Origin of the sequence: Fodinicola feengrottensis (genome assembly GCF_010993775.1) — a bacterium.
GTDB classification, from domain to species: domain Bacteria; phylum Actinomycetota; class Actinomycetes; order Mycobacteriales; family HKI-0501; genus Fodinicola; species Fodinicola feengrottensis.
This window is the reverse complement of sequence record NZ_WOTO01000025.1, coordinates 35,001-56,559: the sequence shown is the minus strand read 5'-3', so window position 1 is coordinate 56,559 and position 21,559 is coordinate 35,001. Positions and strand designations below refer to the sequence as shown.

The 21,559-nt window shown below is 67.5% G+C and carries 24 protein-coding genes and 7 pseudogenes; 18 read left to right on the top strand and 13 right to left on the bottom strand.

Features of this window, described 5'->3' with window-relative positions; all coding sequences use genetic code 11:
• Window positions 1-188: 188 nt before the first annotated feature.
• Window positions 189-350: a hypothetical protein gene (locus GNX96_RS22840; protein ID WP_163569627.1), complete on the bottom strand. Its 162-nt coding sequence runs from the start codon at window positions 348-350 to the stop codon at window positions 189-191.
• Between the two features lie 32 nt (window positions 351-382).
• Here GNX96_RS22840 and GNX96_RS22835 point away from each other — a divergent pair, with 32 nt between their 5' ends.
• From GNX96_RS22835 to GNX96_RS61365, 8 genes and pseudogenes are all read left to right on the top strand, one after another.
• Window positions 383-565, top strand: coding sequence for a hypothetical protein (locus GNX96_RS22835; RefSeq protein ID WP_163569626.1), 183 nt, complete (start codon window positions 383-385; stop codon window positions 563-565).
• 47 nt (window positions 566-612) lie between these two features.
• Window positions 613-1,245: a hypothetical protein gene (locus GNX96_RS54320; RefSeq protein WP_279581203.1), complete on the top strand. Its 633-nt coding sequence runs from the start codon at window positions 613-615 to the stop codon at window positions 1,243-1,245.
• Window positions 1,246-1,377: 132 nt separating this feature from the next.
• Window positions 1,378-2,049 carry a hypothetical protein gene (locus GNX96_RS22825; RefSeq protein WP_163569625.1) on the top strand — a complete coding sequence of 224 codons (672 nt, stop codon included), beginning with the start codon at window positions 1,378-1,380 and terminating at the stop codon, window positions 2,047-2,049.
• A 151-nt stretch (window positions 2,050-2,200) separates the two neighbouring features.
• Complete coding sequence (locus GNX96_RS22820; protein WP_313885756.1) at window positions 2,201-3,343, top strand: acyl-CoA dehydrogenase family protein; 1,143 nt, start codon at window positions 2,201-2,203, stop codon at window positions 3,341-3,343.
• A gap of 70 nt (window positions 3,344-3,413) precedes the next feature.
• Window positions 3,414-4,423, top strand: a pseudogene (locus GNX96_RS22815) (NADP-dependent oxidoreductase).
• A 20-nt stretch (window positions 4,424-4,443) separates the two neighbouring features.
• Window positions 4,444-4,926 (top strand): winged helix-turn-helix transcriptional regulator, encoded by a 483-nt coding sequence (locus GNX96_RS22810; RefSeq protein WP_163569623.1) that lies wholly within the window; start codon window positions 4,444-4,446, stop codon window positions 4,924-4,926.
• 16 nt (window positions 4,927-4,942) lie between these two features.
• Window positions 4,943-5,182 carry an NADPH-dependent FMN reductase gene (locus GNX96_RS61370; protein WP_313885754.1) on the top strand — a complete coding sequence of 80 codons (240 nt, stop codon included), beginning with the start codon at window positions 4,943-4,945 and terminating at the stop codon, window positions 5,180-5,182.
• Between the two features lie 2 nt (window positions 5,183-5,184).
• Window positions 5,185-5,508, top strand: a complete 324-nt coding sequence (locus GNX96_RS61365; protein WP_313885753.1) for an NADPH-dependent FMN reductase — start codon at window positions 5,185-5,187, stop codon at window positions 5,506-5,508.
• Window positions 5,509-6,062: 554 nt separating this feature from the next.
• On the opposite strand, the gene GNX96_RS22800 is transcribed toward GNX96_RS61365, so the two are convergent.
• The 4 genes from GNX96_RS22800 to GNX96_RS22785 form a co-directional block, all read right to left on the bottom strand.
• Complete coding sequence (locus GNX96_RS22800) at window positions 6,063-6,995, bottom strand: hypothetical protein (protein ID WP_163569622.1); 933 nt, start codon at window positions 6,993-6,995, stop codon at window positions 6,063-6,065.
• A 223-nt stretch (window positions 6,996-7,218) separates the two neighbouring features.
• Entirely contained in the window at window positions 7,219-7,932 is a 714-nt protein-coding gene (locus tag GNX96_RS22795; RefSeq protein WP_163569621.1) for a hypothetical protein, read from the bottom strand.
• The gene (locus GNX96_RS22790) at window positions 7,929-8,426 is read right to left on the bottom strand and encodes a SigE family RNA polymerase sigma factor (RefSeq protein ID WP_163569620.1); all 498 of its coding nucleotides are present in this window, start codon (window positions 8,424-8,426) and stop codon (window positions 7,929-7,931) included. The genes GNX96_RS22795 and GNX96_RS22790 overlap by 4 nt, the downstream gene beginning before the upstream one ends.
• A 224-nt stretch (window positions 8,427-8,650) precedes the next feature.
• Window positions 8,651-9,133: a TetR/AcrR family transcriptional regulator gene (locus GNX96_RS22785; protein ID WP_279581201.1), complete on the bottom strand. Its 483-nt coding sequence runs from the start codon at window positions 9,131-9,133 to the stop codon at window positions 8,651-8,653.
• Between the two features lie 191 nt (window positions 9,134-9,324).
• Here GNX96_RS22785 and GNX96_RS22780 point away from each other — a divergent pair.
• Both GNX96_RS22780 and GNX96_RS22775 read left to right on the top strand, forming a co-directional pair.
• Window positions 9,325-10,179, top strand: a pseudogene (locus GNX96_RS22780) (SDR family NAD(P)-dependent oxidoreductase); the annotation flags it as partial.
• A gap of 84 nt (window positions 10,180-10,263) precedes the next feature.
• Window positions 10,264-10,419 carry a hypothetical protein gene (locus GNX96_RS22775; RefSeq protein ID WP_279581200.1) on the top strand — a complete coding sequence of 52 codons (156 nt, stop codon included), beginning with the start codon at window positions 10,264-10,266 and terminating at the stop codon, window positions 10,417-10,419.
• Here GNX96_RS22775 and GNX96_RS22770 read toward each other — a convergent pair.
• Entirely contained in the window at window positions 10,412-10,780 is a 369-nt protein-coding gene (locus GNX96_RS22770; protein WP_163569619.1) for a nuclear transport factor 2 family protein, read from the bottom strand. The genes GNX96_RS22775 and GNX96_RS22770 overlap by 8 nt on opposite strands.
• Window positions 10,781-10,844: 64 nt before the next feature.
• Here GNX96_RS22770 and GNX96_RS67325 point away from each other — a divergent pair, with 64 nt between their 5' ends.
• On the top strand, window positions 10,845-11,843 hold the full coding sequence (locus GNX96_RS67325; RefSeq protein ID WP_313885752.1) for a DUF6597 domain-containing transcriptional factor: 999 nt from the start codon (window positions 10,845-10,847) through the stop codon (window positions 11,841-11,843).
• A 173-nt stretch (window positions 11,844-12,016) separates the two neighbouring features.
• On the opposite strand, the pseudogene GNX96_RS67320 reads toward GNX96_RS67325, so the two are convergent.
• A pseudogene (locus tag GNX96_RS67320) lies at window positions 12,017-12,298 on the bottom strand (class I SAM-dependent methyltransferase); the annotation flags it as partial.
• Between the two features lie 481 nt (window positions 12,299-12,779).
• Here GNX96_RS67320 and GNX96_RS22755 point away from each other — a divergent pair.
• The 4 genes and pseudogenes from GNX96_RS22755 (at window position 12,780) to GNX96_RS64525 (ending at window position 15,326) form a co-directional block, all read left to right on the top strand.
• Window positions 12,780-13,136: a YciI family protein gene (locus GNX96_RS22755; RefSeq protein WP_163569618.1), complete on the top strand. Its 357-nt coding sequence runs from the start codon at window positions 12,780-12,782 to the stop codon at window positions 13,134-13,136.
• Between the two features lie 9 nt (window positions 13,137-13,145).
• Window positions 13,146-14,404: pseudogene (locus GNX96_RS64535) on the top strand (RNA polymerase sigma factor).
• A gap of 329 nt (window positions 14,405-14,733) precedes the next feature.
• On the top strand, window positions 14,734-15,072 hold the full coding sequence (locus GNX96_RS64530) for a sigma-70 family RNA polymerase sigma factor (protein ID WP_279581199.1): 339 nt from the start codon (window positions 14,734-14,736) through the stop codon (window positions 15,070-15,072).
• Window positions 15,054-15,326 (top strand): sigma factor-like helix-turn-helix DNA-binding protein, encoded by a 273-nt coding sequence (locus GNX96_RS64525; RefSeq protein ID WP_279581198.1) that lies wholly within the window; start codon window positions 15,054-15,056, stop codon window positions 15,324-15,326. Before GNX96_RS64530 ends, GNX96_RS64525 begins: the two co-directional genes overlap by 19 nt.
• Before the next feature lie 26 nt (window positions 15,327-15,352).
• Here GNX96_RS64525 and GNX96_RS54305 read toward each other — a convergent pair whose 3' ends face one another.
• From GNX96_RS54305 to GNX96_RS22735, 3 genes are read right to left on the bottom strand one after another with little or no spacing between them, the layout of a single operon-like run.
• A complete protein-coding gene (locus GNX96_RS54305) occupies window positions 15,353-15,535 on the bottom strand; it encodes a hypothetical protein (RefSeq protein WP_279581226.1) in 183 nt (60 codons plus the stop codon).
• The gene (locus tag GNX96_RS22740; RefSeq protein WP_279581225.1) at window positions 15,454-16,035 is read right to left on the bottom strand and encodes an AAA family ATPase; all 582 of its coding nucleotides are present in this window, start codon (window positions 16,033-16,035) and stop codon (window positions 15,454-15,456) included. Before GNX96_RS22740 ends, GNX96_RS54305 begins: the two co-directional genes overlap by 82 nt.
• Window positions 16,036-16,084: 49 nt before the next feature.
• Window positions 16,085-17,656: a right-handed parallel beta-helix repeat-containing protein gene (locus GNX96_RS22735; protein WP_163569617.1), complete on the bottom strand. Its 1,572-nt coding sequence runs from the start codon at window positions 17,654-17,656 to the stop codon at window positions 16,085-16,087.
• 44 nt (window positions 17,657-17,700) lie between these two features.
• Between GNX96_RS22735 and GNX96_RS22730 the strand changes: the two genes are divergently transcribed.
• Window positions 17,701-17,889: a hypothetical protein gene (locus GNX96_RS22730; RefSeq protein ID WP_163569616.1), complete on the top strand. Its 189-nt coding sequence runs from the start codon at window positions 17,701-17,703 to the stop codon at window positions 17,887-17,889.
• 222 nt (window positions 17,890-18,111) lie between these two features.
• Here GNX96_RS22730 and GNX96_RS54300 read toward each other — a convergent pair.
• The 3 genes and pseudogenes from GNX96_RS54300 to GNX96_RS54295 all read right to left on the bottom strand — a co-directional run.
• Window positions 18,112-18,453, bottom strand: a pseudogene (locus GNX96_RS54300) (ROK family protein); the annotation flags it as partial.
• A gap of 146 nt (window positions 18,454-18,599) precedes the next feature.
• Window positions 18,600-18,752 (bottom strand): annotated as a pseudogene (locus GNX96_RS64520) (ROK family protein); the annotation flags it as partial.
• 124 nt (window positions 18,753-18,876) lie between these two features.
• Entirely contained in the window at window positions 18,877-19,341 is a 465-nt protein-coding gene (locus tag GNX96_RS54295; protein WP_279581197.1) for a MarR family transcriptional regulator, read from the bottom strand.
• An 85-nt stretch (window positions 19,342-19,426) separates the two neighbouring features.
• On the opposite strand from GNX96_RS54295, the pseudogene GNX96_RS22720 reads away from it, so the two are divergent.
• Window positions 19,427-21,036, top strand: a pseudogene (locus tag GNX96_RS22720) (glycoside hydrolase family 13 protein).
• Window positions 21,037-21,204: 168 nt separating this feature from the next.
• Entirely contained in the window at window positions 21,205-21,492 is a 288-nt protein-coding gene (locus GNX96_RS54290; protein ID WP_279581196.1) for a hypothetical protein, read from the top strand.
• The last annotated feature ends 67 nt before the right edge of the window (window positions 21,493-21,559 follow it).

Sequence of the window (21,559 nt, the reverse complement as noted above, 5' to 3'; positions counted from 1 at the left end):
GCCAAAAGTGGCGAGGTATGTCCTCGGTGCGCGATTGGATCCGTTTGTCGGAAACAGGTTTTGCCCTATCTGCGTGATTGAGCGGCTCACGTCCGGGTAACCCAAGAGCGACACCATGACGACCGTGGAAGGGGGCGACCACCGATGCCGACACACCGCAAGCAGCTGATCCGACCGCAGGATCGCGATCATGTAGTCGAAATGTCGGTGCCGGCGAGGCCGAGCCAGTTGCCGGTCATGCGGGCGGTGGCGGGCACGATCGCGGTCCAGCAGGAATTCGAGTTCGACGCCGTGTCGGACATCACCATGATCGTCGACGAGTTGTGCTCGACGATGGTCGCGAGAGCCATCAGCGACGCGGAAACTGGTCTGCCGCTTCGAAATGACGGCCGGCGCGCTGACGGTGACGGCCTCGGTGCGGACGAACGATGTCACAGCGCAAAGCACGACGGGCTTCGGGTGGCGGGTGTTGACGGCGGTGGCCGACTCGGTCCGGAGTTGGCTGACCGATGTCGGCGGTGGCATCGCGGCCCTGCACATTCAGGCGGTCAAGGTGCGGCGCTGAATCTCCACGGTGACGGTGAAAAGAAGGGTGACTCGTGGGGTCGGGCTGTGGTCGCGAGGCAAACCTCCGCACGGTTATGGGCAGTAGCGGTTGAGCAGCAGATTGAAGGGATGAATCTCCGCACGGTTGAGGATCGGTTGCCGCGGGTATCCACCTGGGAAACCCGCGTTCGTCCGGATCCCCTGCCGATTGGATGCAAGGAAATGACCTACCGTGATCCCGTACCGCAGCAGCCCGTCGTCGAACAGACCGAGGTGGTGGACGACGGCTATGGGAAAATCAGGGCCGTACGGGCGATGTGTACGGTTATCAGCGCCATCTGTACGTTGTTCGCGGTCGTGCTGGCCATCCATATCCTGCTGGTCCTGGGATCGGCGAATGGCGGAAATGGCTTCGCGCAGTTCATCGCCAGCTGGTCCGGCGCGATCACACTGGGACTAAGCGATCTTTTCACCCCAGGGGACGCCAAAATGCAGGTGCTGCTGCAATCAGGGCCTGGCCGCGATTCTCTGGTTGATCATCGGCGCGGCGCTGACCGCGATTATCGGCCGTCTCGCTTTGCCTGTGCAGGCGCGGCGGATCCGTTACAGGCGGACCATATAGCGGGCCGAGACTTTCCTCACGCACCTCGTCGTATTCGGTCTGCTCGTTCTCGGCACGCAAGTCACCGGCAATTGTGACGACAGGCCCCCCAGGATATTTCGGGTTTAGAACCTGGCTGAGGTGGTACTCAGCTGATGGGCGTTCCATCAGTGCGGCTGGAACGTACCCGGCAATACAAGTGTTGATATGTTGAAGAAAGAGGAGGCCAGATGTCTTTCGGTAGCAAGTCGTCGACCCGTGAGCGGGCCGCGGAGATCTCGGCCGAATTCGGTACGGGTGTGGGCCACTGGGAGAACGCGGCCAGCGCCGCTGTGACGAACGCGCGGGACGCGGTGAAACCGCGAGTCGACCAGCTGTTGGCCAGCCTCGCGCCAGTGGTGGAGGCGGCCGTTCAGGCGCAGAGCGCCCACGCGAAGTCCGCCAAGAAGGCGACTCGAAAGTGGCAGAAGAAGGCCGATGTGGCTCGCAAGGACGCGAAAAACGTCGCAGGTGAGGCAAAGCGTCGTACCAAGAGAGCAGTTCTGGCAGTGCAAGGCGAAAAGATGCCCAGTCGGTGGCCGGTAGTTGTCGGCGCGTTCGCGATCGGGGCGGCCGCTGGCGCGCTGGGAGCGGCCCTGCTGGCTCGACGCGGAGAAGAGATGTTCGACCAGTACGGCATGCCGCTGGCCGAAAGCGAGTGGGGGACCACTGGGGAGGCGGTCGCCCAGAAAGCAGCGGCGGCAGCGCAGACTGCGGCCTCCCAAGCCTCATCGGCGGCGGACAAAACCGCGAACACGATATCGGGAGCCGCGCAGACCGCTGCCGACAAGACAAAGTCGGCCGGTGACAAACTGTCCCACCGGACAAGTCAGTTGGCGGGCTCAAAACAGAGTACTAGTTAGCCGGCATTCGCCAAGAAGCCGCCAGCCCCAGACGCGGGCTGGCGGCTTCTTGTTTGCGCTCTGACCCGCGCTCGGGGTTGACAACGAGCGAGTCGGTAACGAAACTGAACCAGTAAGGAGAATGAACCGACGGAGAGGAACCGTGGTGACCATCGGCACCGAGTACGACAAGTTCTTCGCCGCCGCGTACGAATGTGCCGGGTTGGCCCGGTCGCTCGCCGCCGTCACCGAGCAGCAGCGGTCACTGCCGCCGGAGTTGGTGGACCGGCTGGTCACCGCGGGACTGCTCCGGTCCGGCGTCGCCGGCGGGCTGGGCGGACCGGAGTTGCCGCCAGCGGCGAGTCTTGAGACGGCGGAGGTGGTGGCGCGCGGTGACGCGTCCGCAGGATGGTGCGTCTCCATCGCGGTGACGAGCAGCCTGCTCTCGGCGTACCTGCCCGCCGAAGGCGCGCGGGAAGTGTTCGGCGATCCGTCGACCGTCGCCGCCGGCGTGTGGGCGCCGCGGGGCACCGGCCGCGCAGTCGACGGTGGGGTCGTCGTGTCCGGCCAGTGGGCCTTCTGCAGCGGCATCCCGCATGCGCAGTGGCTGAGTGTCGGATTCATGTTGCAGAGCAAGGACAGTAAGCCGGTTCTTCGGGTCGCGACGATTCCGAAGGCAGAGCTGGAGGTCCTTGACACCTGGCACACCGGCGGCCTGCGCGGCACCGGCAGCCACGACTGTGTCGCCTCCGAGGTTTTCGTTCCCAGCCGTCGAATTTTCTCCGTTGTCGACGGTCCACCAGCGGACGCCGTCGCGTTGCATCGCTTTCCACTCTTTGGTTTTTTCGCGCTCTCCATCGCGGCGGCGGCGCTGGGCAATGCCCGCGGTGCCATCGATGATCTGCTCGAACTCGCCGGCACCCGCAAGACACTGGGGTCCAGCCGTACGCTCGCCGAGCGATCGCAGACGCAGGCCCTGATCGCCGGGTCCGAAGCCAAACTGAGGGCGGCCCGGCTGCTGATGTATGCGTCGATTGACGACGCTTGGCAGGCCGCCCAGCGGACCGATCCGATTCCGCTGGAGCTGCGGCTCGGCCTCCGGCTGGCCGCCACCCACGTCACCCAGACGGCCGCGGACGTGACGACCGCGATGTACGACCTCGGCGGCGGGGCGGCGATCTACGAGACTTCGCCGCTGCAGCGCCGATTCCGCGATGCCCGTACGGCCACCGCCCACTTCCAGGTGAACAGCGCGAGCTGGGAGCTGCCCGGCAAGCTGCTGCTCGGCCTGGACGCGCAGACCGGGCAGCTGTGAGCATCGGGGTCGTCACGCCGTACTGGCTGGATCGGCCGGACAGCGAGGCCTACGCCAAGGAGACTTCATCATGACTGCCCTGACCAATGCCCAGTTCCGGCTCGCGGCCCGGCCGTCCGGGCTGCCCAAGCCGTCCGATTGGAGCTACACCGAGGAGCCAGTCGGCACGCCGGGGGAGGGTGAGATCCTGGTCGAGCTCGAGTCGAGTATTTCACTCGACCCAGCGATGCGGTCGTGGATGAACGCCGGTCGATCGTACGTGCCGCCGGTGCAGATCGGCGAGGTCATGCGGGCGGCCGGGATCGGAAAAATCGTCGCATCCAAGAATGCGAATTTCACCGCCGGCCAGCACGTTTATGGCACCTTCGGGGTTCAGAAATTCGCCATCTCCGACGGCGCGGGTGTGTCTGTTGTGGACACTGAGCTGGCACCGGCACCGGTGCACCTCGGCGCGCTGGGACTCAGTGGCATCAGCGCCTATTTCGGCCTTCTCGATGTCGGCCGCCCGAAGCCCGGCGAAACCGTGGTGGTGTCCGCCGCGGCGGGTTCGGTCGGCAGCATCGCCGGGCAGATCGCGAAAATCAAAGGATGCCGGGCGATCGGCATCGCCGGCGGCGCCGACAAGTGCCGTGGATTGGTCGAGGAACTCGGGTTCGATGCCGCCATCGACTACAAGGCCGGTGACGTAAGGGCGCAGTTGCGAGAGTACGCACAAAAGGCGTCGATGTCTTCTTCGACAATGTCGGCGGCACCATTCTCCAAGACGTACTCGCGCGGCTCGCCAAGGGTGCGCGGGTCGTCATCAGCGGAGCGGTTTCGCAGTACAACAACGAAAAACCGGCCCAAGGCCCGGCGAACTACATGCAGTTGCTGGTCACTCGCTCTTCCATGACCGGGTTCGTCGTGTTTGACTACGCCGCCAGGTATCCCGAAGCCGTCGCCGAGCTGGCCGGGTGGCTCCGGTCGGGTGCCCTGCGTTCGATGGAACACGTGGTCACCGGCGGGATCGAGAAATTCCCCGAGGCGTTGCTGGAGTTGTTTGCGGGCAAGAACTTCGGCAAGTACGTCCTCGCACTGTGATCGGGAGTACGGTGAGCCCCATGCGGTCCGGAGATGATCTTGAGCACCGCTTCACCGCCGATTCCGTCGGCCGCGCGCTGGCGCTCGTCGGGGAGCGATGGAGCCTGCTCATTCTCCGCGAAACCTTCTTCGGCGTACGCCGTTACGGCGAATTCGCGCGGAACCTGTCCATCCCGCGGCCGACCCTGTCCGCACGACTGAAATCCTTGGTGGACGCTGAAATTCTCGAGCGCGTCCAGTATTCGACCGAGCCCGAGCGCTACGAATATCGGCTCACCGCGGCCGGCCGCGATCTCTTCCCGGCGGTGGTCACCCTGATGCAATGGGGGGATCGGCACCTGGCCGGTCCCGACGGGCCGCCGATCGTCCTGCGCCACGAGGACTGCGGCGAGATCGCGGACACCTATGTCGCCTGTCGCACCTGCGGTGGCGATATCACCACCGACCGGGTCACGCCGGAACCCGGGCCCGCCTATCGGGCGAAGAACGCGACACCGGAGTGATCCGGTCGCGGCCGCCATGGACTGGAGAGAATCGATGACCGGCGTACGCATAGTGGGAATCGGCGGCACCCTTCGCGCCGAGTCCACCTCGGAGCAGGCGCTGAAGTACGCGGTGAACGCCGCCGCCGAGCTCGGCGCGGAAACCGAGCTGATCGTCGCGACCGAACTGGATCTGCCGATGTACGCGCCGGGCCGGCAGCTGCCAGCGGCGGCCCCCTGCGGCTGCTGGACGCGATCCGTCGCGCGGACGGCCTGATCGTGTCGAGCCCTGGCTACCACGGCGGGATTTCCGGGTTGCTCAAGAACGCCCTGGACTATCTGGAGGTATTGGCCGCCGAACCGCGGCCATATCTGCACGGCAAAGCCGTCGGCTGCATTGTCGCGGCGGCCGGCTGGCAGGCCGGCGCGACCTCGTTGATGTCCCTGCGATCGACCGTGCATGCGTTGCGCGGCTGGCCCACTGCGCTGGGAGCCGTGGTGAATTCGTCGGCGAAGCCGTTCGACCCGAAAACCCGCGATCAGCTGAGTACGGTCGGTCGGCAGGTCCTCGACTTCGCCCGGGCGCGTGTCGAGCTGTGCTGAACCGTGCCGTCACGCGTCCAAGGTCGTGACGGCGTCCGCGCGGGGGGGACTGCCGCAGCAATGCCCAGCCGGCCAGCAGGAACGGCGCGGTGAGCACCACCACCAGCAACGCGGCAAGCAGGCTTTGGCCGGCACCGACAACGAAATAAGGGACCCGCTCGGCCAGCACACCGCCGAGCGCTGGAGCGGGCGCAAACACCCCGACACCGACGAACTGCTGTCCGATGAGGACGGCCAGCGCCACACCCCAGGCACTGAGCAGCAGGCCGCCGGCCGTACGGACCATTGCCGGAACCGAAGCCAGAGACGGCCGGGCGAGGCCGGGGACCGCGGTGGCCAGCCGCGGAGCGAGGATCAGCGCGAGAGCGAACACGGCGGGCCACCGGTCCGTGCCGACCAGGATCAGGCCGGCCACCATCAGCGGAGCCACCATGACCAGCCGGCCCGGTGCGAGCAGGGCCTCTGCGACCACCCTGCCGCCGCGCGGCAGCTTGCGCTCGAGCACCACCGCCACCGCTCCCCAGCTCAGGCCCACCATGGCCGCGATGGCGACACTACCGAGGGAAATCAGCCAGGCGTCCCGAAAACCCACCAGCAGCCGAGCCAACACATCGCGGCCCACCGCGTCCGTACCAAGCAAATGCGTCAGCGACGGGCCCATTCCAGCGTGCTGTTCGTCGAACATTGTGGTGCTGCCGGTCAGCAACGAGCCGGCGAGGGCGAGTACGGGTGCGACCAACGTGACGAGTGCCGCGACGCCGAGCACGGTCCCCAGCACGGATCCCTCCGGCGTCGACGATGGTTCTGGAACGTCCAGCCAGTCGCCGAACGCACCCGCCAGCGCGCCCCACCAACTGTCCCATCAGCGCGACAACCAGCAAAGTGGTCGCGGCTGCGGCCACCGCGGTGACATCCAACCGGACCAGCGACTGGACGAGCAGGTTGCCAACGCCTGGCTGGCTCACCAGCGGCTCCAGAACCACCAGTGCTCCGGCGCTGGCCGCGAGGCCTTGGCCGACGGCACCGACGCCGGCCAACGCGCCCGCCAGCCACGCGCGCCGCCGCCAGCGTTCGCCGACCGTGACCGCGACCAGGACCGCGACAGCACTGCCAAGGCCGAGCGCGAGGATCGCCATCCGGCCTGCGCCGGCGGCCCCTGCCGCACCCGCGACGACCAGCGAAGCGAACGTCATCGCCAGTGGTACGGGCGGTGTCCACAGCACGCCCAGCAGCCAGCCGACACCGCCGGCGACCCGGCCCGCCGGCGACGGCAGCACGGTCCGCAGGCCGGCCACGCCGTACCCGACCAGAGCACCCACCACCAGCGCCAACGCCAAGACGAGCAGGCTGGCGCCGAGCCGGGAATTGACCAGCTGCTGCACCGGCTCATGGGAGACGATCGAGTAACCCGGGCTCGGCGTGCCCCCACCGCGGACTGTGGCCGGTGCGGCGGCCAGCGCCAGCGCCCGCCAGACCAGGACGCCCAACCCACCCCAGGACCAGCACGCCAGCTGCCCGTACCAACCCGCTGACCAGCGCGGATCCCGACCTTCACGAGGGGCTGTCCAGGTGCCGGCGGAGTGCCCGTCGGCGGTGTGCCGGGATACTGACTGGGGATGCTCATCTCGTCCTCACCGTGCTCGGCCTCCGTGTGGAACACCGTTCAGTGTCCGGGCGCCGTCAAGACGTACGCCCCGCCGCGACGATGCCTCAGCCTCCCCAGGTGTGCCAGTCGTGGAGGTCCGTGTCCCAGGCGTACGTGCCGCTGGCGGAGATGATGTATTGGTAGGTGCTCCCGCCGAGGCTGCCTTTGGTGATGTAGTAATCCGTGATCTCGTCGCTGGCCGACGAGATCGGCTTGCTCACGATCGGTCCGCCCAGGGTGGTCCAGGCAGTGGATCCCGCCTTGGTGACCGCCACGATGGCCTCGGTCCGTTGACCGGCGCGGCAGGTCAGTTTCCGCAGGACTTCTGGCTTCCCGTCGCTGTTGAAGTCGTGCTGCGGAACCACCGGGTCGCCGTTGGGAGATTTGGCGGTCGGTTTCGCCTCCAGGGCCAGCGGACCGCCGTGGCTGTCGCTGGTTCCGCCGCCGTCGAACGACCAGGTGCCGGCGGGGCATCCGCCGATGGCCGGCAGCTGAACCGTCTCCACGATCGCCGTCGTTCGTACGTGCGTGATCACCGGTGCCGGGCGTACCGGCTCGGCTTTGTGGTGGCCAAGGACGTTCGTGCCAACCACGATGCCGGTGAGGATCAGCGCGATGCTGGCGACGACGGCGGTGACCGCCCCGACCTGGCGGGTCCGGCGGACGCGGCGGCCGCGTCGCACCAACGCGCGGGTAGTGAAGGACGGCGTTGGAGTCGCCGCGGCGCGGCGCGCAAGCGACTCTCGCAGCCGGTCCTCGGGACTCATGTCCGTGCTCATCGATACACCTCCTGCGTTTCCATCAGCTCGCGTAGCCGAGCGAGTCCGCGGGACGCCGTGCTTTTGGCCGTGCCGCGGCTGATGCCGAGCGCCGCGGCCACCTCCGCCTCGGACATGTCCTCGTAAAATCGCAGAACCAGGACCGTGCGTTGGCGGCGCGGCAGCTGATTCAGGTACGCCCAGACCTCGTCGGCCTCGGCGCTCTCGGCGCTGCGGTCGGTCACCGCCAGCTCGGGGAGCTCATCTGTTGGCCGCTCGGACGAGCTGCGTAGGCGCCACCATGAGGTCGCCGTGTTGGCGAGGATGCGGCGGACGTACGCCTTGGCAGCCGCTGGATTCTCGATCCGTTCCCAATGCACGTAGGCCTTGGTGAGCGCGGTCTGGAGCAGGTCTTCGGCGCGGTGGGGGTCGCCGATCAGCAGATGGGCCGTGCGCAGCAACCCAGCCGCGTTCGCCGAGACGAACGCCGCGAAGACCGCGTCACGGTCGCTCATTCGCGTCTCACCATTGGCTCCCCCCTTGTCAGGCCGCCATTTCTCGCCGCCGTTACTCATGGGACGCGGTGAGTCCCGGCGGAGGTTGACTCGGGGCTGACCCAACCGCCTGACCGATGAGTGCCGGCTCAATGGTGTGCAATATCCGCATTATATGTGGCAAATCCGGCGATGGGGTGCGCGGACAGCGACAGTGCTGACGGTGGTGTGGCGGGGAAAGTGGGCTACTCGCCGCTGGCTTGGCGCTCGATCATGGACACCAGGGTCGACACGAGGTCCTCGGCCGTGAGGCGCCACTTGTCGGCGGACAGATGCCCGTTGACCTCCATGTCGGTGATCCCGTGCGCGCTGGTCAACAGCAGTGCCGCGAACCGACGGGCGTGTTGGGCGCCGACGAGGTCGCCGACGATGGCGAAGAACTCGTCCTGCGCGTGTTCGGCCGCCTCGCTCGCCGCGTGGATCGCGGCCGGATCGCCGGCCGGGGTGGCGTAGATGAGTCGGTAGAGGTGCGGCTGACGGCGTCCGACCGTCATCAGTACGGCCAGGGCGCGGTGCAGCTTGTCGGCCGGAGAAGCCCGCGGCTCGGCGCGTACCGCCCGCGCCTGTTCCGCGATCCGGTCCAAGGCCTCCGTCGCGACGGCCGCGAGCAGGCTGTCCTTGTCCGGAAAATGCCGGTACGGGGCCCCTCGAGTGACCCCCCCGCACACGCCGCGACCTCTCGCAAGGTCACCGCGTCCGGACCACCGCTGTCGAGCAGGGCGGCGGCGGCGTCGAGCAAGGCACGTCGCGTCACGGCGGCGGATTCGGCACGGCTGACCATGCCGTTCACCATACAGTTGACAGTGTCATCTGAGATGCCTAGGGTCGCTAAGATGACAATGTCATCTGAAGGTCGAGGATGGGTAGTCGTGACCGGCGCGTCGACCGGGATCGGCGCTGCCTCCGCTCGGGAACTGGCTCGCCGGGGATTCCAGGTGCTGGCTGGCGTCCGCCGTGACCGGGACACCGACGCCCTTCGCGCTCCTGGCATCCACCCAGTGATCCTTGACATCACCCAGCCTGACCACATCGCCGAATTGGCCGCTCGTGTCAGCTCGCAGAAAGGTGCTCTGCGAGCGCTGGTGAACAACGCCGCCACCCAGACCAACGGCCCCCGGTCGAGACCCTGCCGCTGGCCGAGTGGCGACAGTTGTTCGAGGTCAACCTGTTCGGCCACATCGCCGTCACCCAGGCGCTGCTGCCCGTATTGCTGCGTGATTCGGGCCGGGTGGTCAACATCAGCTCGGTCGGCGGGCGGATCGCCATGGCCACGTACGGCCCGTACGCCGGCACGAAGTTCGCCCTGGAGGCGGTCAGCGACTCGCTGCGCCGGGAACTGGCGCCGCTGGGCGTGCCGGTGGTGGTCGTCGAGCCGGGCGGGATCCGTACCGAGATGGGTGAGCGGGTCATCGCCAACAGCAACCGGCTGGCCGCCGGGATGTCAACGGACCAGCGGGCTCGCTATGGCCCGCTGGTCGAGGCGATCAACGCGCAGGCCGCCGCCGGCACCTCCGGCGGCAAGTCCGCGGCCGAGGCGGCCCAGGTGATCGCGAAAGCCGTGACCGCTGGAAAGCCCCGTACCCGCTACACCATCGGGCGGGACGCCGCCGTGATCACCCGCCTCGCGCGGGTGCTGCCGGATCGAATGCTCGACCGCATCCTCGCGGCCAGCCTCCGGCCGCACTATCCACAGACCACTGTCGCTGGAAACTAGTGTCCTTAAATCGCCGCGCACTGGTTTGCCCATTCAGGTACGGCCATTTCCATGTGATCGGTGAGTGGCCAAAAGGTGTGCAGAATGGCTGCTGATGAGCCTCAACATGCTCATCGAGGACGAGGGCGGCTTCGACTACACCGGAGCCGACTGCCGCGAATGGCTCGGCGCGGCGGGTTCCGCGAGACGTACGTGGAACACCTCGCCGGGCCGGACTCCATGGTGGTGGGCATCAAGTAGACGGCATCGACGGGGTCTGCTGGAGGAAGACCATCCGCCAGCCGTCCGCCTCGCGTCGGTAAACACTGGTGGAGAAAATCGTGACCGTCGTGTCGCCGGCCGTGCTCACCAGTCGGTACGTCAGCACCGCGCTTTCCTCGTTGACAATCAAAATCCGCGGATCGTTGATCTCGTTGCGCCGGCCGGCCGGACCGCCTTGGGCGTACATTTCCACGACCTGTTCCTTGCTGGCCACCCCAGCGGTGCTCACCGTGAGGAAGTCGTCGGCGCAGGTGACCCGGAAGAACTCCGGATCGTACGCGGCGTCGGCCGCCAGCATGTGCTCTTCGAGGGCCAGCACGGTTTTTTCGATCTCGTTCATGGAAGGAGGCTATGAGGATCACCGGCCAGGCGTCTTGAAGAAAAGCGAAACGTAGTGTTGGCCCATGATCGACGCGACGAGCCAGGGCAGCGGAGCGATCGTGCACGCGCGTACGGCGCAGCAGCATTTCGAGCTGACCAGGGCGGCGCCGGCCGTCGCCCTGGAGCCGTTTGTGGACCACTACTGGATCGTGCAGTGGGATCTGCGCGGCCGGGAGCCACATCGGCAGCGTGTCATCACGCATCCGTCGGTGCACATGACTTTCACGTCCTATCTCACCACTGGTGAGGGGCGCGCCCGCGTCACCGGGGTGCAGCACGGCGAGTTCGTCGAAGAGATCGCCGGACAGGGCCGGGTGATCGGCGCGCAGTTCCGGGTCGGCGGCTTCCGGCCGTTCCTGTCGGCTCCGATGTCGACCATCACCGACCGGTTCGTGCCCGTTGACGAGATCTTCGGCGACCGTGGCCGGGCTGCCGCGGCCGGGATCGTCGCGGCCCCCGACGCGGCCGCTGGCGTCGCCCTAATAGACGACTTCCTCACCGGCAGCTGCCCGAAACCGGATCCGGCGATCGTACGACTGGCGGAAATCGTGCGCAGGATCAGAGCCGACCCGACCCTGACCCGGGTGGACCGGCTCGCCGAAGACCTGGCGATGACCCCGCGGCGGCTGCAGCAGCTGTTCGACGAATATGTGGGCGTTGGGCCGAAATGGGTGATCCGCCGGCTCCAGATGCATGGCGCCGCCGAGCGCGCGCGGACGGCGCCGACATCGACTGGGCCGAGTTGGCCGCCCATCTCGGCTACGCCGACCAGGCCCATTTCACTCGTGCCTTTACCGCCACTGTTGGCGTTTCTCCGGCGCGATACGCCCGAACGACGGCCACGTAGTCGCAGATCGGCTGAAGGCGGCCCTTATTCGGCCAGCTGGAAATGCCACATCACCATCACCGGACTGCCGACACCGGCAGCACGGGCTGCCGCGGGAACCATGTCTGCCAGGCTCCACGGCCAAAAGTCCCACGGTCCCGCCGCCCCCAACGTGCCGTTATGTTCGGATGGATAGCTGCCCGGCAGAAAAGGTTCCTCGCACCGGCGTACGAGCAGCCCTGCTCGCAACGCGGCGCGCAGATAATCGCCGATCAAATGCCGATAGCTGCTCAGTCGTCCCGGCCGGCCGTCCGCATCGCGTACGGACGGAATCGAACCCAGCGCCACTCGTTCGGGGTGCATGTCGACGATGACCAGGTGCCCACCGGGTCGCAGGACCCGCGCGAATTCCGCGATGACCGGTTCGAGGGTGGCGACGTGCGTCAAAGCCAACGCGCAGACGACGAGCTCCACCTCACCATCGGCGACCGGAAGCTGGTGCAGATCGCCGGGCCGAAAATCAGCGCCGGGCACTCGTACGCGGGCCCGCGCCAGCATGTCGGGCGAGCTGTCCACCCCGATGACGCGATGTCCGCGTCCGGCCAAAAACTCGGCGTACCGGCCGGTCCCGCAGGCTGCGTCCAAAGCCATGCCCAAGGGCAGTGAGTCCACGATTTCCCTGACCACCGGCTCGTCGATGTCGAACGCCGAGTTGGGATGGTCGTACGTCGGCGCCCACCGTCGATATCCCGCGACGGTGTCCACTCGCTCGACTTCCACCGCCGCGTTCGCCAGCTCTTTGTCTGCGAGCACCTGGCGAATCTCGGCGATCCGGGCCTCGACGGAGTCACGATCGGACTCGCCGGTGAACGCGCGCATCAACGCGATGCCTTCGAGCCCTAGCAAATACGCCCGCGGATCCTCGTAAATCACCCGGTGGAGCCTAATCACCCGCCCCTCGGCGGGCCATCGAATTTGTCTCGAGGTATGGGGATTCCAGCGGGTAGCAGGTGATCCCGTACGCGACGGTACGGTTGCCCAAATGGGTGACTCGCCGAGCATCGATCGGCGGCAAGGTGGTTCGTCGTATGAGTAGGCGGGCCAAACCGGGCCCGGGACGATGGGATTCGAGATGGCGAAATATCTGCTGCTTATCTACGGGAACGAGCAGAGTTGGGAAGCGATGTCCGGGCAGCAGCGGAACGAGCTCCAGGCGGGCCACGCCGCGCTCGTGGCCGCGGCGGGTGCTGCGATCCTCGCGACCCACGAGCTGTTGCCGTCGGCTACCGCCACGACATTGCGGGCCAGTGTCACCGGAAAACCGACGCCAACCGACGGCCCGTTCCTGGAGACCAAGGAGGTGCTGGGTGGCTACTACGTGGTGGAGGCGGCTGACCTGGACGCCGCGATCGCGATCGCGCAGCGGCTGCCCGAGGTTTCGGCCGAGCACGGCGGGGTCGAAATCCGGCCGATCCGCGAGGCGAACTGAAGTCGCTTGATGGCGCACCCGGACGTCCGCGAGGCCGTCGCGCAGGCGCATCGTCGCGAGTGGGCCACCGTGCTCGCCGCGACGGTGCGGCTGGTACGCGATTTCGATCTCGCTGAGGAATGCACTCAGGACGCGTATGCCCGCGCATTACGGGACTGGCCTGCGAACGGCGTTCCCTCCCGGCCGGGAGCCTGGCTGACCACGGTCGCGCGCAACCGCGCGAAAGACCTGTTGCGGCGGGAGTCGGTGTTCCGTTCGGCGCTGCCGTTGTTGGTCACCGACGAGGTGGTGGCCGGCCCGGAGGAGGCCACCGATCCGCCGGTGGTCGACGACGACTGGCTGCGGCTGATCTTCACCTGCTGCCATCCGGCGCTGTCTCGTGAGGCGCAGGTGGCGCTCACTCTCTGCGACTGGTCTGCGGTCTGTCCACAGCGGAGGTGGCGCACGCGTTTCTGGTCCAGGAGTCCGCCATGGCGGCGCGGATCACCCGCGCGAAGAAGAAAATCAGCGGCGCCCGGATCCCGTACCGGGTGCCGTCGCAGCAGGATCTCCCGGAACGTGTGGGTGCCGTTCTGGATGTCGTGCACCTGGTTTTCACCACCGGCCACGCGGCGCCGGTGGGCGAGCAGCTCGTACGCCCGGACCTGGTCGACGGCGCGATCCGGCTCGCCCGCACCCTGCATCGGCTGCTGCCTGACAGCGGTGAGGTGACCGCTCTGCTGGCGTTGATGCTGCTTACCGATGCTCGCCGGGATACCCGCCGGTCCGCGGACGGGCAAATGGTTCTGCTCGCCGAGCAGGACAGGTCACGATGGGACCGCGGGCTGATCGAAGAAGGTGTCGCGTTACTGGTCGAGGCACTGCGGCGTACGGGTCCGACGAGGTATTCGGTGCAGGCGGCGGCGATCGCGGCCGTCCACGCGGAGGCGCCGAGCTGGGAGGACACCGACTGGGGCGAGGTGGTCGGGCTCTATGACGTGTTGCGCGAAGTGTGGCCATCGCCGGTGGTGGAGTTGAACCGTGCGGTCGCGATCGGATTCCGGGACGGGCCCGCTTCGGGCCTCGCGGCGCTGTCGCCGCTGTTAGACGAGCCGGCGTTGGGCACGTACGCCTATCTGAGTGCCGCCCGCGCCGATTTCCTGCGCCGGCTCCAGCGGTGGGCCGAGGCGGCGACCGCGTACGACGAGGCGCTGGCGATGACCGACAACGAGATGGAACGTGCCTTCCTGACTGGGCGCCTGGCGGAAGTCAGCAAGCACCTCGACTGACGGCTACGGGATCTACGTAGTTCTCGCCGATGCGAACCCTGGTTCGTCACGGGCATCGTCGACGCTGCGCGATGGAGTACGAGCGGGGACGGGGACGTTTCAGAGATGCGAACGGCAGTCGCAATGGGAACGTTTTTCAGTTACTCCGTCACAAGACCCAACCAGATATCGGCGGACAGCGTCTTGGGAAGGACTGTCCAGGGTTCTGACGAGATGGGGGTGTCCCACGTACCGCCAGGCACCGGATCAGGGAACCGTACGCGAGGCGTGGTCGGTGTCGTCGCCGTTGGCAGCCGGTACGGTGATCGCATGATCGGACGGCGCAGCTAGTGGCCGACGAGGACACGGTCGAGGCGGAGCGCAAGGCTGCCGGGGGACGTACGAGCGAGGTCGATGACCAGGCACTGCGCGACCTGTATGAGGCGCACCGCCCGGTCCTGCTGAATTTCCTGATGCGCCTGACCAACGGCGATCGGCAGCGGGCCGAGGACATCGTGCAGGAGGCACTCGTACGCGCCTGGCGCCACCCGGAAGCGCGCCGGGCCGACGGCAGTTGGAGTAGGGCCTGGCTGTTCACGGTGGCCCGCCGGATCGCCATCGACCAGGTCCGCGCCATCCAGGCCCGGCCGCCCGAAAGCCGGACGAGCGAATGGAAACGTTCTCCGTAGCCAGCGACGAGGTCGACCGGCTGCTGGACGCCCGTGAGGTGGTGCGGGCCGCGCTGGCCGCGTTGCCCGAGCGGCTGCGTACGGCCGTGGTCGCCATCTACTTCCAGCAGTATTCGGTCGCAGAGGCCGCTGAGCTGCTCGGCGTGCCACCTGGAACGGTGAAGTCGCGGACGTACTACGGCCTGCGGGCCCTCCGTGAAGTGCTGGTCTCCCGCGACTTCCTGTTCGGCCCGCCGAGCCAGCCAAAGAGCTGACCTCTCGGTTGCCATGGGTGTCCTTCCTAGCCGTGCGCCGGCTCCGGTACGTCGGCCTCCAGCAGTGCGCTGAGCTGCTCCTTCGTCGGTTCGTCGAGGTCCGCGACACGGTACGCGTGCCGCTCGGTCATCTCCTGGAAAACCTGCCGGGCGAACCGGCCATTGCCCGAGCGCTGGCCGCCCGCACTGTCTGAGAAGTAGCCGACCAGCGCCTCGCGCGGGTAGCCGTCGGCACCTCGTACTCATGGTCGGCGGCGTGGTGCACCACGATTTCGACCAGCTCGTCGACCGTGTAGTCGTCGAATGTGAGAGTCCGGTTGAAGCGCGAGGACAGGCCCGGGTTGGCGGCGATGAAGCGGCCCATCTGGTCCGGATACCCCGCGACGATGACCACGACCTGGTCCCGGTGGTCCTCCATCAACTTGACCAGGGTCGAGATGGCCTCCTGGCCGAAGTCGTTGGACTGGCCGGCAGGCACCAGCGCGTACGCCTCGTCGATGAACAGGACCCCGCCGATGGCTCGACGGAACGCCGCTTGGGTCTTGGGTGCGGTGTGGCCCACGTATTCGCCGACCAGCATGCCCCGGTCGACCTCCACCAAATGTCCCCGGGCGAGCATGCCCAGCGCGTTGAGGATGCGCCCGTAGAGCCGCGCGACGGTGGTCTTGCCGGTGCCCGGGTTGCCGGCGAAGACGAGATGGCGGGACAGCGGCGGGGGAGCGAGGCCGGCCTGCTGCCGGCGTTTTTGACCATCTGCATCAGTCGTACGAGGGTGCCCACGTCGTGTTTGGCGCGGGCCAAGCCGACCAGGTCGTCGAGCTGACGCAGCAGGTCATCCAGGTCGTCCACCTCGGACCCATCGGTGGACAGCGGCGCCGGTGCCGCGCGATGCCGCCCGGCTCGCTGACTAGTAAGCGCGCGACGGCGGTGGTCGCTGGCATGCTGACCGCGCGCACGTCGTTCGTCGTACAGTCCACGAAGGTCGGCTCGCCGCCGTCCAGGACGTTCAGGTCGCGGTCGGTGTTCTGTACGTGGCAGCGCCGGAACCGGGGGCGTGCGCCCTTGCCGACGAAAATCGCCGGAAACTGGCTCTCGGTGATGGTCACGTCGTCCAGCGCGCCGGCCGCGTCGGTGGCCAGGTAGACGCCGTTCTTGCCGGAGCGCTCGACGCGAAGCGTACGGACTGTCGGCCGGGCCCCGTCCCACACCACCAGGCCGCTGCCCTTGCTGTCGCGGATCACGCAGTCCTCGATGGTGGCCCTGCTGTCCCGGTCCAGGAACACCCCGGCGCCCTCGCTGTCCGTGAACCGGCTGTCCCGTACGGTCGGTCCGCAGCCGGCCGCGACCTCCATCCCGGCCTGCGTGGTGGCGCCGACCGTACAGTCCTCGAACAGCGGACGGTGCGGCGTCTGCACCCGAATCCCCACCGCGGCGTGCTCGATCGTGGTGTGCCGGACCGTCGCGTCACCGGTCTCCTCGACCTGTACGCCGGACATCGCGGCGTGCTCCACGCGCCCACCGGTCATCCGTACCATCGCCTGCCCGGTGACCCGTACGCCATGCTGCGGGGACTCCGCGACCGTGCAGGTGTCCAGTTCCGCGACCGCCTCGCCGGCGAGGTGGACGGCACTGAATGACGAACCGCTGACGATGCACCGGCGGAGCGTGACATGGGCCGCACCGTCCAGAAAAACACCGTTCGCGCCGGCCCGCGACAGCGTACAGTCGGCCGCTTCGACCCGCGCCCCGCGAGCGACCAGGGCCGTACTGCCACTGCCGGAGACCGTACAGTCGTCAGCTGTTATCCGCCCGCCTGCCTCCGCGATCAGGCCGCTCTTCGCCACCGTGTTCACTGTGCATTCGCGCACGACCGCATGCGCCGCACCGTGCACGGAGAGGCCATGCGCGCCGCTGCGGGCGATGGTCGTCCCGGTCGCTTCGACAGTGCAGGGATCCTGCTCCGCGACCGTGCTGTCCAGCGCTCCTCCCACCAGCTGGATCGCATCGCCGGCGGTGTCGGTGATCTTCGACTCGCGCAGGACGGCCCGGGCCTGCCGATCGACGTGTACGCCGACGCCGCCGGTGTGTGCGACCGTACAGTTCGCGAGCTCCACGAAGGCCCGATCGGACAGCGCGACTCCGTGGCCGGACGGCCTGAGCATCACGGTGTCGCGCAGGCCTGCGCGAGCGGACTGGCCGACCACGACCGCGTCGCCGTCCACCCCCTCGATGGCACACCCGAGCGCTTCGACCTTGGCGTCGCCGTGGACCCGCAGCCCCGCGCCGATGACCGAGTGGACGCGGCAGCCGCGCAGCACCGGGGGGTGCATAGCCGTCCGCCTCCAGCCAGCCGTCCGAGACCTCGCAGTCGACCATGGTCAACGTCCCGGCACTGGTCTGCACGGCAGCCCCAGATCCGCTGCCGCGTACGGCCAGCCCCCGTACCTCCACCGTGCCGCCCCGGCTGACCAGCGCGGGACCGTCGGCGCCGACCAGCTCCACGCCGCCGTGCTCACGGTCCGCGATGATGCTGATGTCCCGGTCGACCAGCACATTCTCGTGATAGACCCCGGGAGCCACGCTGATCACCGAGCCGTTGGACGCCGCCCGCAAGGCAGCCGAGATGGTGCGGTGGCTGCCCCATCCTCGAGGCGCGACGCGTTGCGTGCGTACCGGCACCGGTGCGGCGCCGCGCGGCGTGGTGGCGGTCATGGTCTCGGTAAACGGACGCCGGAGCCAACCGGTTCACGGACCCAGCAAGGAACATGGCGGAGCGCCATCTCGGTCACCGGCGGGAGTGGAACCGATCGTTCGGTTCACCTGATGCTGTCGCGAAAGTCAGCCGGTTCGCCTCGACGTAGTCCAACGCGTGCCGGATCGCGCCAATGGCGACGACCGCGTCACCGAGGGTGGAGACCGCGAGCCGGGGTGGGCTGTTGGCGAAGGTGGGCAGCCGGGCCTGGATCGTCTCGAGAAGTACGCCGGCGGCTTGGGCGACAGCGCCGGCGATGACGACGAGCTCGGGGTTGAGCAAATCGCTGATGGCGGCGACGATCCTGGCCATCCGGGTGCTGAGCCGATCGAGAACGTCGAGGGCGACCTGGTCGCCGCCGGCGCTGCGGCGAAAACCATCTCGGCGGTGACTGTGCCTGCCATTACGGTCGCGTGCTCACCGCTGGCGACTGCCTCAGTGCCCCATTGCCGCGCGAGAGAGGCGATGCCGTCGACCGTACCGACGCCTTCCAGTCGTCGCAGGAAAGCCAGCTCACCGGCGCCGCCACGGCGACCGTGCAGGAGCCGGCCGGACTCAAGGAGTCCGCTGCCGATGCGCTCACTGGCGAGCAGCACAACCAGGTCGTCGACGCCCCGGGCGACCCCCTGCCAGCGCTCGCCGAGGGCGGCGAGATTGGCGTCGTCGTTCTCCATCTGAACCAACAACAGCCGTGCCGGTCTCGTAAGGCCGCGCCGAGGTCGATGTCGAAGATCTTCCAGAACTGGTCGGAAACCGCGACTTTCCCGTTCCGGTCGACTGGAGCGGCTACCCCGACCGTCACGGCGAGAACCGACGAGACTGGCACGCCGGCGGCCTCGAGCACGCCCAGCGCGGCGCGCTGTCAACAGTGTCGACCCGTTCGGCCGCCGGCACCTTCACGTCCGCGAAGGCCAGACCGCAGCGGGCCAACTCCTGGCCGCGCAGGTCAGCAACCATCGCGGTGGTTTTAAAGGCGCCCACGTCGATGCCGAGCACAAACCCGGCTCGGTCGTTGAACTGGAACCGACGAGATGGCCGGCCTCTCTGGTAGCTGCCGGTCGTACGTTCATTCTCCAGCTCATGCGCCCAACCGAGTTCGATCAGGTCCTGGCAGACGGCGTGCACAGTGGCGCGGGTCAGCCCAGTCGCGTCCACGAGTTCGGTGCTGGTCAGCGGCTCGCCGGTGGACAGCACGCCGAGCACCTTGCGGGCGTTCAGCTGGCGCAGCAGGCGCGGGGGGGTAGTCGCGGAGGGTTCGCTCATCTGCCTCTTGATTTCGGGGATATTGCGCGTCAGACTATCTGCAGGGTCTAAATATAGAAGCTATATTAATTCAGGAAGGAACACCATGTCCGACCCGAACTGGTGGCGCCAGGCCGCTGTCTATCAGATTTATCCGCGCAGTTTCGCCGACGCTAACGGCGACGGCATCGGTGATCTGCCCGGTGTGACCTCACGGATCCCGTACCTGAAGGCATTGGGCATCGACGCGGTGTGGCTCAGCCCGTTCTATCCGTCGGCCCTGGCGGACGGTGGGTACGACGTCGACGACTATCGCGACGTAGATCCGCGGCTGGGCACCTTGGCGGATTTCGACGAGATGGTCGCCGCCCTGCACGCGGACGGCATCAAAGTGATCGTCGACATCGTGCCCAACCACTCGTCGAATCGGCATGTCTGGTTCCAGGAGGCGCTGCTGCTGCACCGCGGCACTCACCGGCTCGGGACCGATACATCTTCCGGGAAGGCCGCGGCGACCTGCCGCCGACCGACTGGAAGTCCGTGTTCGGGGGACCGGCGTGGGCGCAGGTGCCGGACGGGCAGTGGTATCTGCACCTGTTCGCGCCGGAGCAGCCCGACTTCAACTGGCGGAACCGCGAGGTCAGGGATGATTTCCTGACCACGCTGCGATTCTGGTCGGACCGTGGAGTCGACGGCTTCCGGGTGGACGTGGCGAACGGGCTCGCCAAGGATCTACCAGACCCGCTACCTGCCGACATCGTCGACACCGCCGACCTGATGAACGGTTCGAAGCGACTGTGGGACCGCGACGAGGTCCACGAGATTTATGCGGAGTGGCGCAAGGTTTTCAACGAGTACGACCCACCCCGTACAGCCGTCGCCGAGGCATGGGTGAACACGGCCGAGCGCCGGGTCCGCTATGCCAGCTCGGAAGGGCTCGGGCAGGCATTCAATTTCGATCTCCTGAGGGCCGACTGGGATCCGGCGCAGTTTCGGGACATCATCAGCAAAAACCTGACCGAGGCGGCCACGTCCGGCGCTTCGTCAACGTGGGTTTTCTCGAACCACGACGTGATTCGGCACCCGACTCGCTACGGCCTGCCGTCCGGTACGGACCAGATCGCGTGGTTGCTCAGCGACGGCAGGAATCCGCCCGTCGACCTCGAGCTGGGCCTGCGTCGCGCCAAGGCCGCCACCCTTCTGATGCTCGCGCTTCCCGGCTCGGCTTACCTCTATCAGGGGGAGGAGCTCGGCCTGCACGAAGTCGCCGACCTGCCGGCGGACGCGTTGCAGGACCCCACCTTCGTACGCTCCGCCGGCACCGAGAAAGGCCGCGACGGCTGCCGCGTTCCGCTGCCATGGACCGTCGACGGACCGTCTTTTGGCTTCGGTACGGGCAAAGCCCACCTTCCTCAGCCAGCGTGGTTTAGCGCGTACTCGGTTGAGGCTGAGGAAGCGGATCCTGCCGCCATCCTCCACGTCTATCGGCGGGCGCTGGACGTACGACGTCGATCGCAGGCCGCGGAGGAGCTGGAATGGTGGGGGAATCCGGGCGAGCCGGTGCTGCATTTCGTCCGTCCCGGTGGTTGGCAGTCGATCACCAACTTCGGCCCGCACCCGGTCGCCCTGCCGGCCGGCACCGTACTGGTGAGCAGTGGCCCGCTCGACGATGGTCACCTGCCCACCGACACTACCGTCTGGATCGGCCCTGCCTGATCAGCAGTGCGCACCTCCGTAGAGCGCCCAGATCGCGGTCGAGTTGTTGGTTCCGCGTTCAAATCGGTAAATGACGACGTTCCAGTCGCTTTGTACATGCAGCTGGTTGATTTCGTTCGACGCGGTGCACTGATTCGTTCCGGTGGACCAGTACGAAGAGCCGTCGGGGTGGTAGAGCACGAAGTTCCCGTCGTTCTGCAGGCTCGCTCGGTAGGCGGCCTGGCCGGCGGTGTTGCTGGACCACAGGGCCTGGCCGTCGTACCGGTAGAGGACCAGGTTTCCGTCGGACTGGTAGACCAGGTTGGCGGACCAGCCATCCTCATTGAGGACCCTGCCGCCCGGCGCCGGCCCAAGCCGGCGGCTTCGACGGGGTTGGCGCCGGACCCGGGTCGGCGTACGCGGCTGGCGCGGTCACCAGCGATCCGGCCATCACGGCCGCCACCGAGAAACCATTGACAATGTCAGAGAAGGCTGAGTGAGCAATGCCCGTACTGCCCCTGCTGACCACCGGGGCCTGAGCGTC

Bases quoted from the DNA above. Each gene is read 5' to 3' on its own strand.
- GNX96_RS22840 (WP_163569627.1), bottom strand. From the start codon at position 350: ATGGCTCTCGCGACCATCGTCGAGCACAACTCGTCGACGATCATGGTG.
- GNX96_RS22835 (WP_163569626.1), top strand. From the start codon at position 383: ATGACGGCCGGCGCGCTGACGGTGACGGCCTCGGTGCGGACGAACGAT.
- GNX96_RS22825 (WP_163569625.1), top strand. From the start codon at position 1,378: ATGTCTTTCGGTAGCAAGTCGTCGACCCGTGAGCGGGCCGCGGAGATC.
- GNX96_RS22810 (WP_163569623.1), top strand. From the start codon at position 4,444: ATGCGGTCCGGAGATGATCTTGAGCACCGCTTCACCGCCGATTCCGTC.
- GNX96_RS61370 (WP_313885754.1), top strand. From the start codon at position 4,943: ATGGACTGGAGAGAATCGATGACCGGCGTACGCATAGTGGGAATCGGC.
- GNX96_RS22795 (WP_163569621.1), bottom strand. From the start codon at position 7,932: ATGAGCACGGACATGAGTCCCGAGGACCGGCTGCGAGAGTCGCTTGCG.
- GNX96_RS22790 (WP_163569620.1), bottom strand. From the start codon at position 8,426: ATGAGCGACCGTGACGCGGTCTTCGCGGCGTTCGTCTCGGCGAACGCG.
- GNX96_RS22775 (WP_279581200.1), top strand. From the start codon at position 10,264: ATGGCTGCTGATGAGCCTCAACATGCTCATCGAGGACGAGGGCGGCTT.
- GNX96_RS22770 (WP_163569619.1), bottom strand. From the start codon at position 10,780: ATGAACGAGATCGAAAAAACCGTGCTGGCCCTCGAAGAGCACATGCTG.
- GNX96_RS67325 (WP_313885752.1), top strand. From the start codon at position 10,845: ATGATCGACGCGACGAGCCAGGGCAGCGGAGCGATCGTGCACGCGCGT.
- GNX96_RS22755 (WP_163569618.1), top strand. From the start codon at position 12,780: ATGGCGAAATATCTGCTGCTTATCTACGGGAACGAGCAGAGTTGGGAA.
- GNX96_RS64525 (WP_279581198.1), top strand. From the start codon at position 15,054: ATGGAAACGTTCTCCGTAGCCAGCGACGAGGTCGACCGGCTGCTGGAC.
- GNX96_RS22735 (WP_163569617.1), bottom strand. From the start codon at position 17,656: ATGCACCCCCCGGTGCTGCGCGGCTGCCGCGTCCACTCGGTCATCGGC.
- GNX96_RS22730 (WP_163569616.1), top strand. From the start codon at position 17,701: ATGGTCAACGTCCCGGCACTGGTCTGCACGGCAGCCCCAGATCCGCTG.
- GNX96_RS54295 (WP_279581197.1), bottom strand. From the start codon at position 19,341: ATGAGCGAACCCTCCGCGACTACCCCCCCGCGCCTGCTGCGCCAGCTG.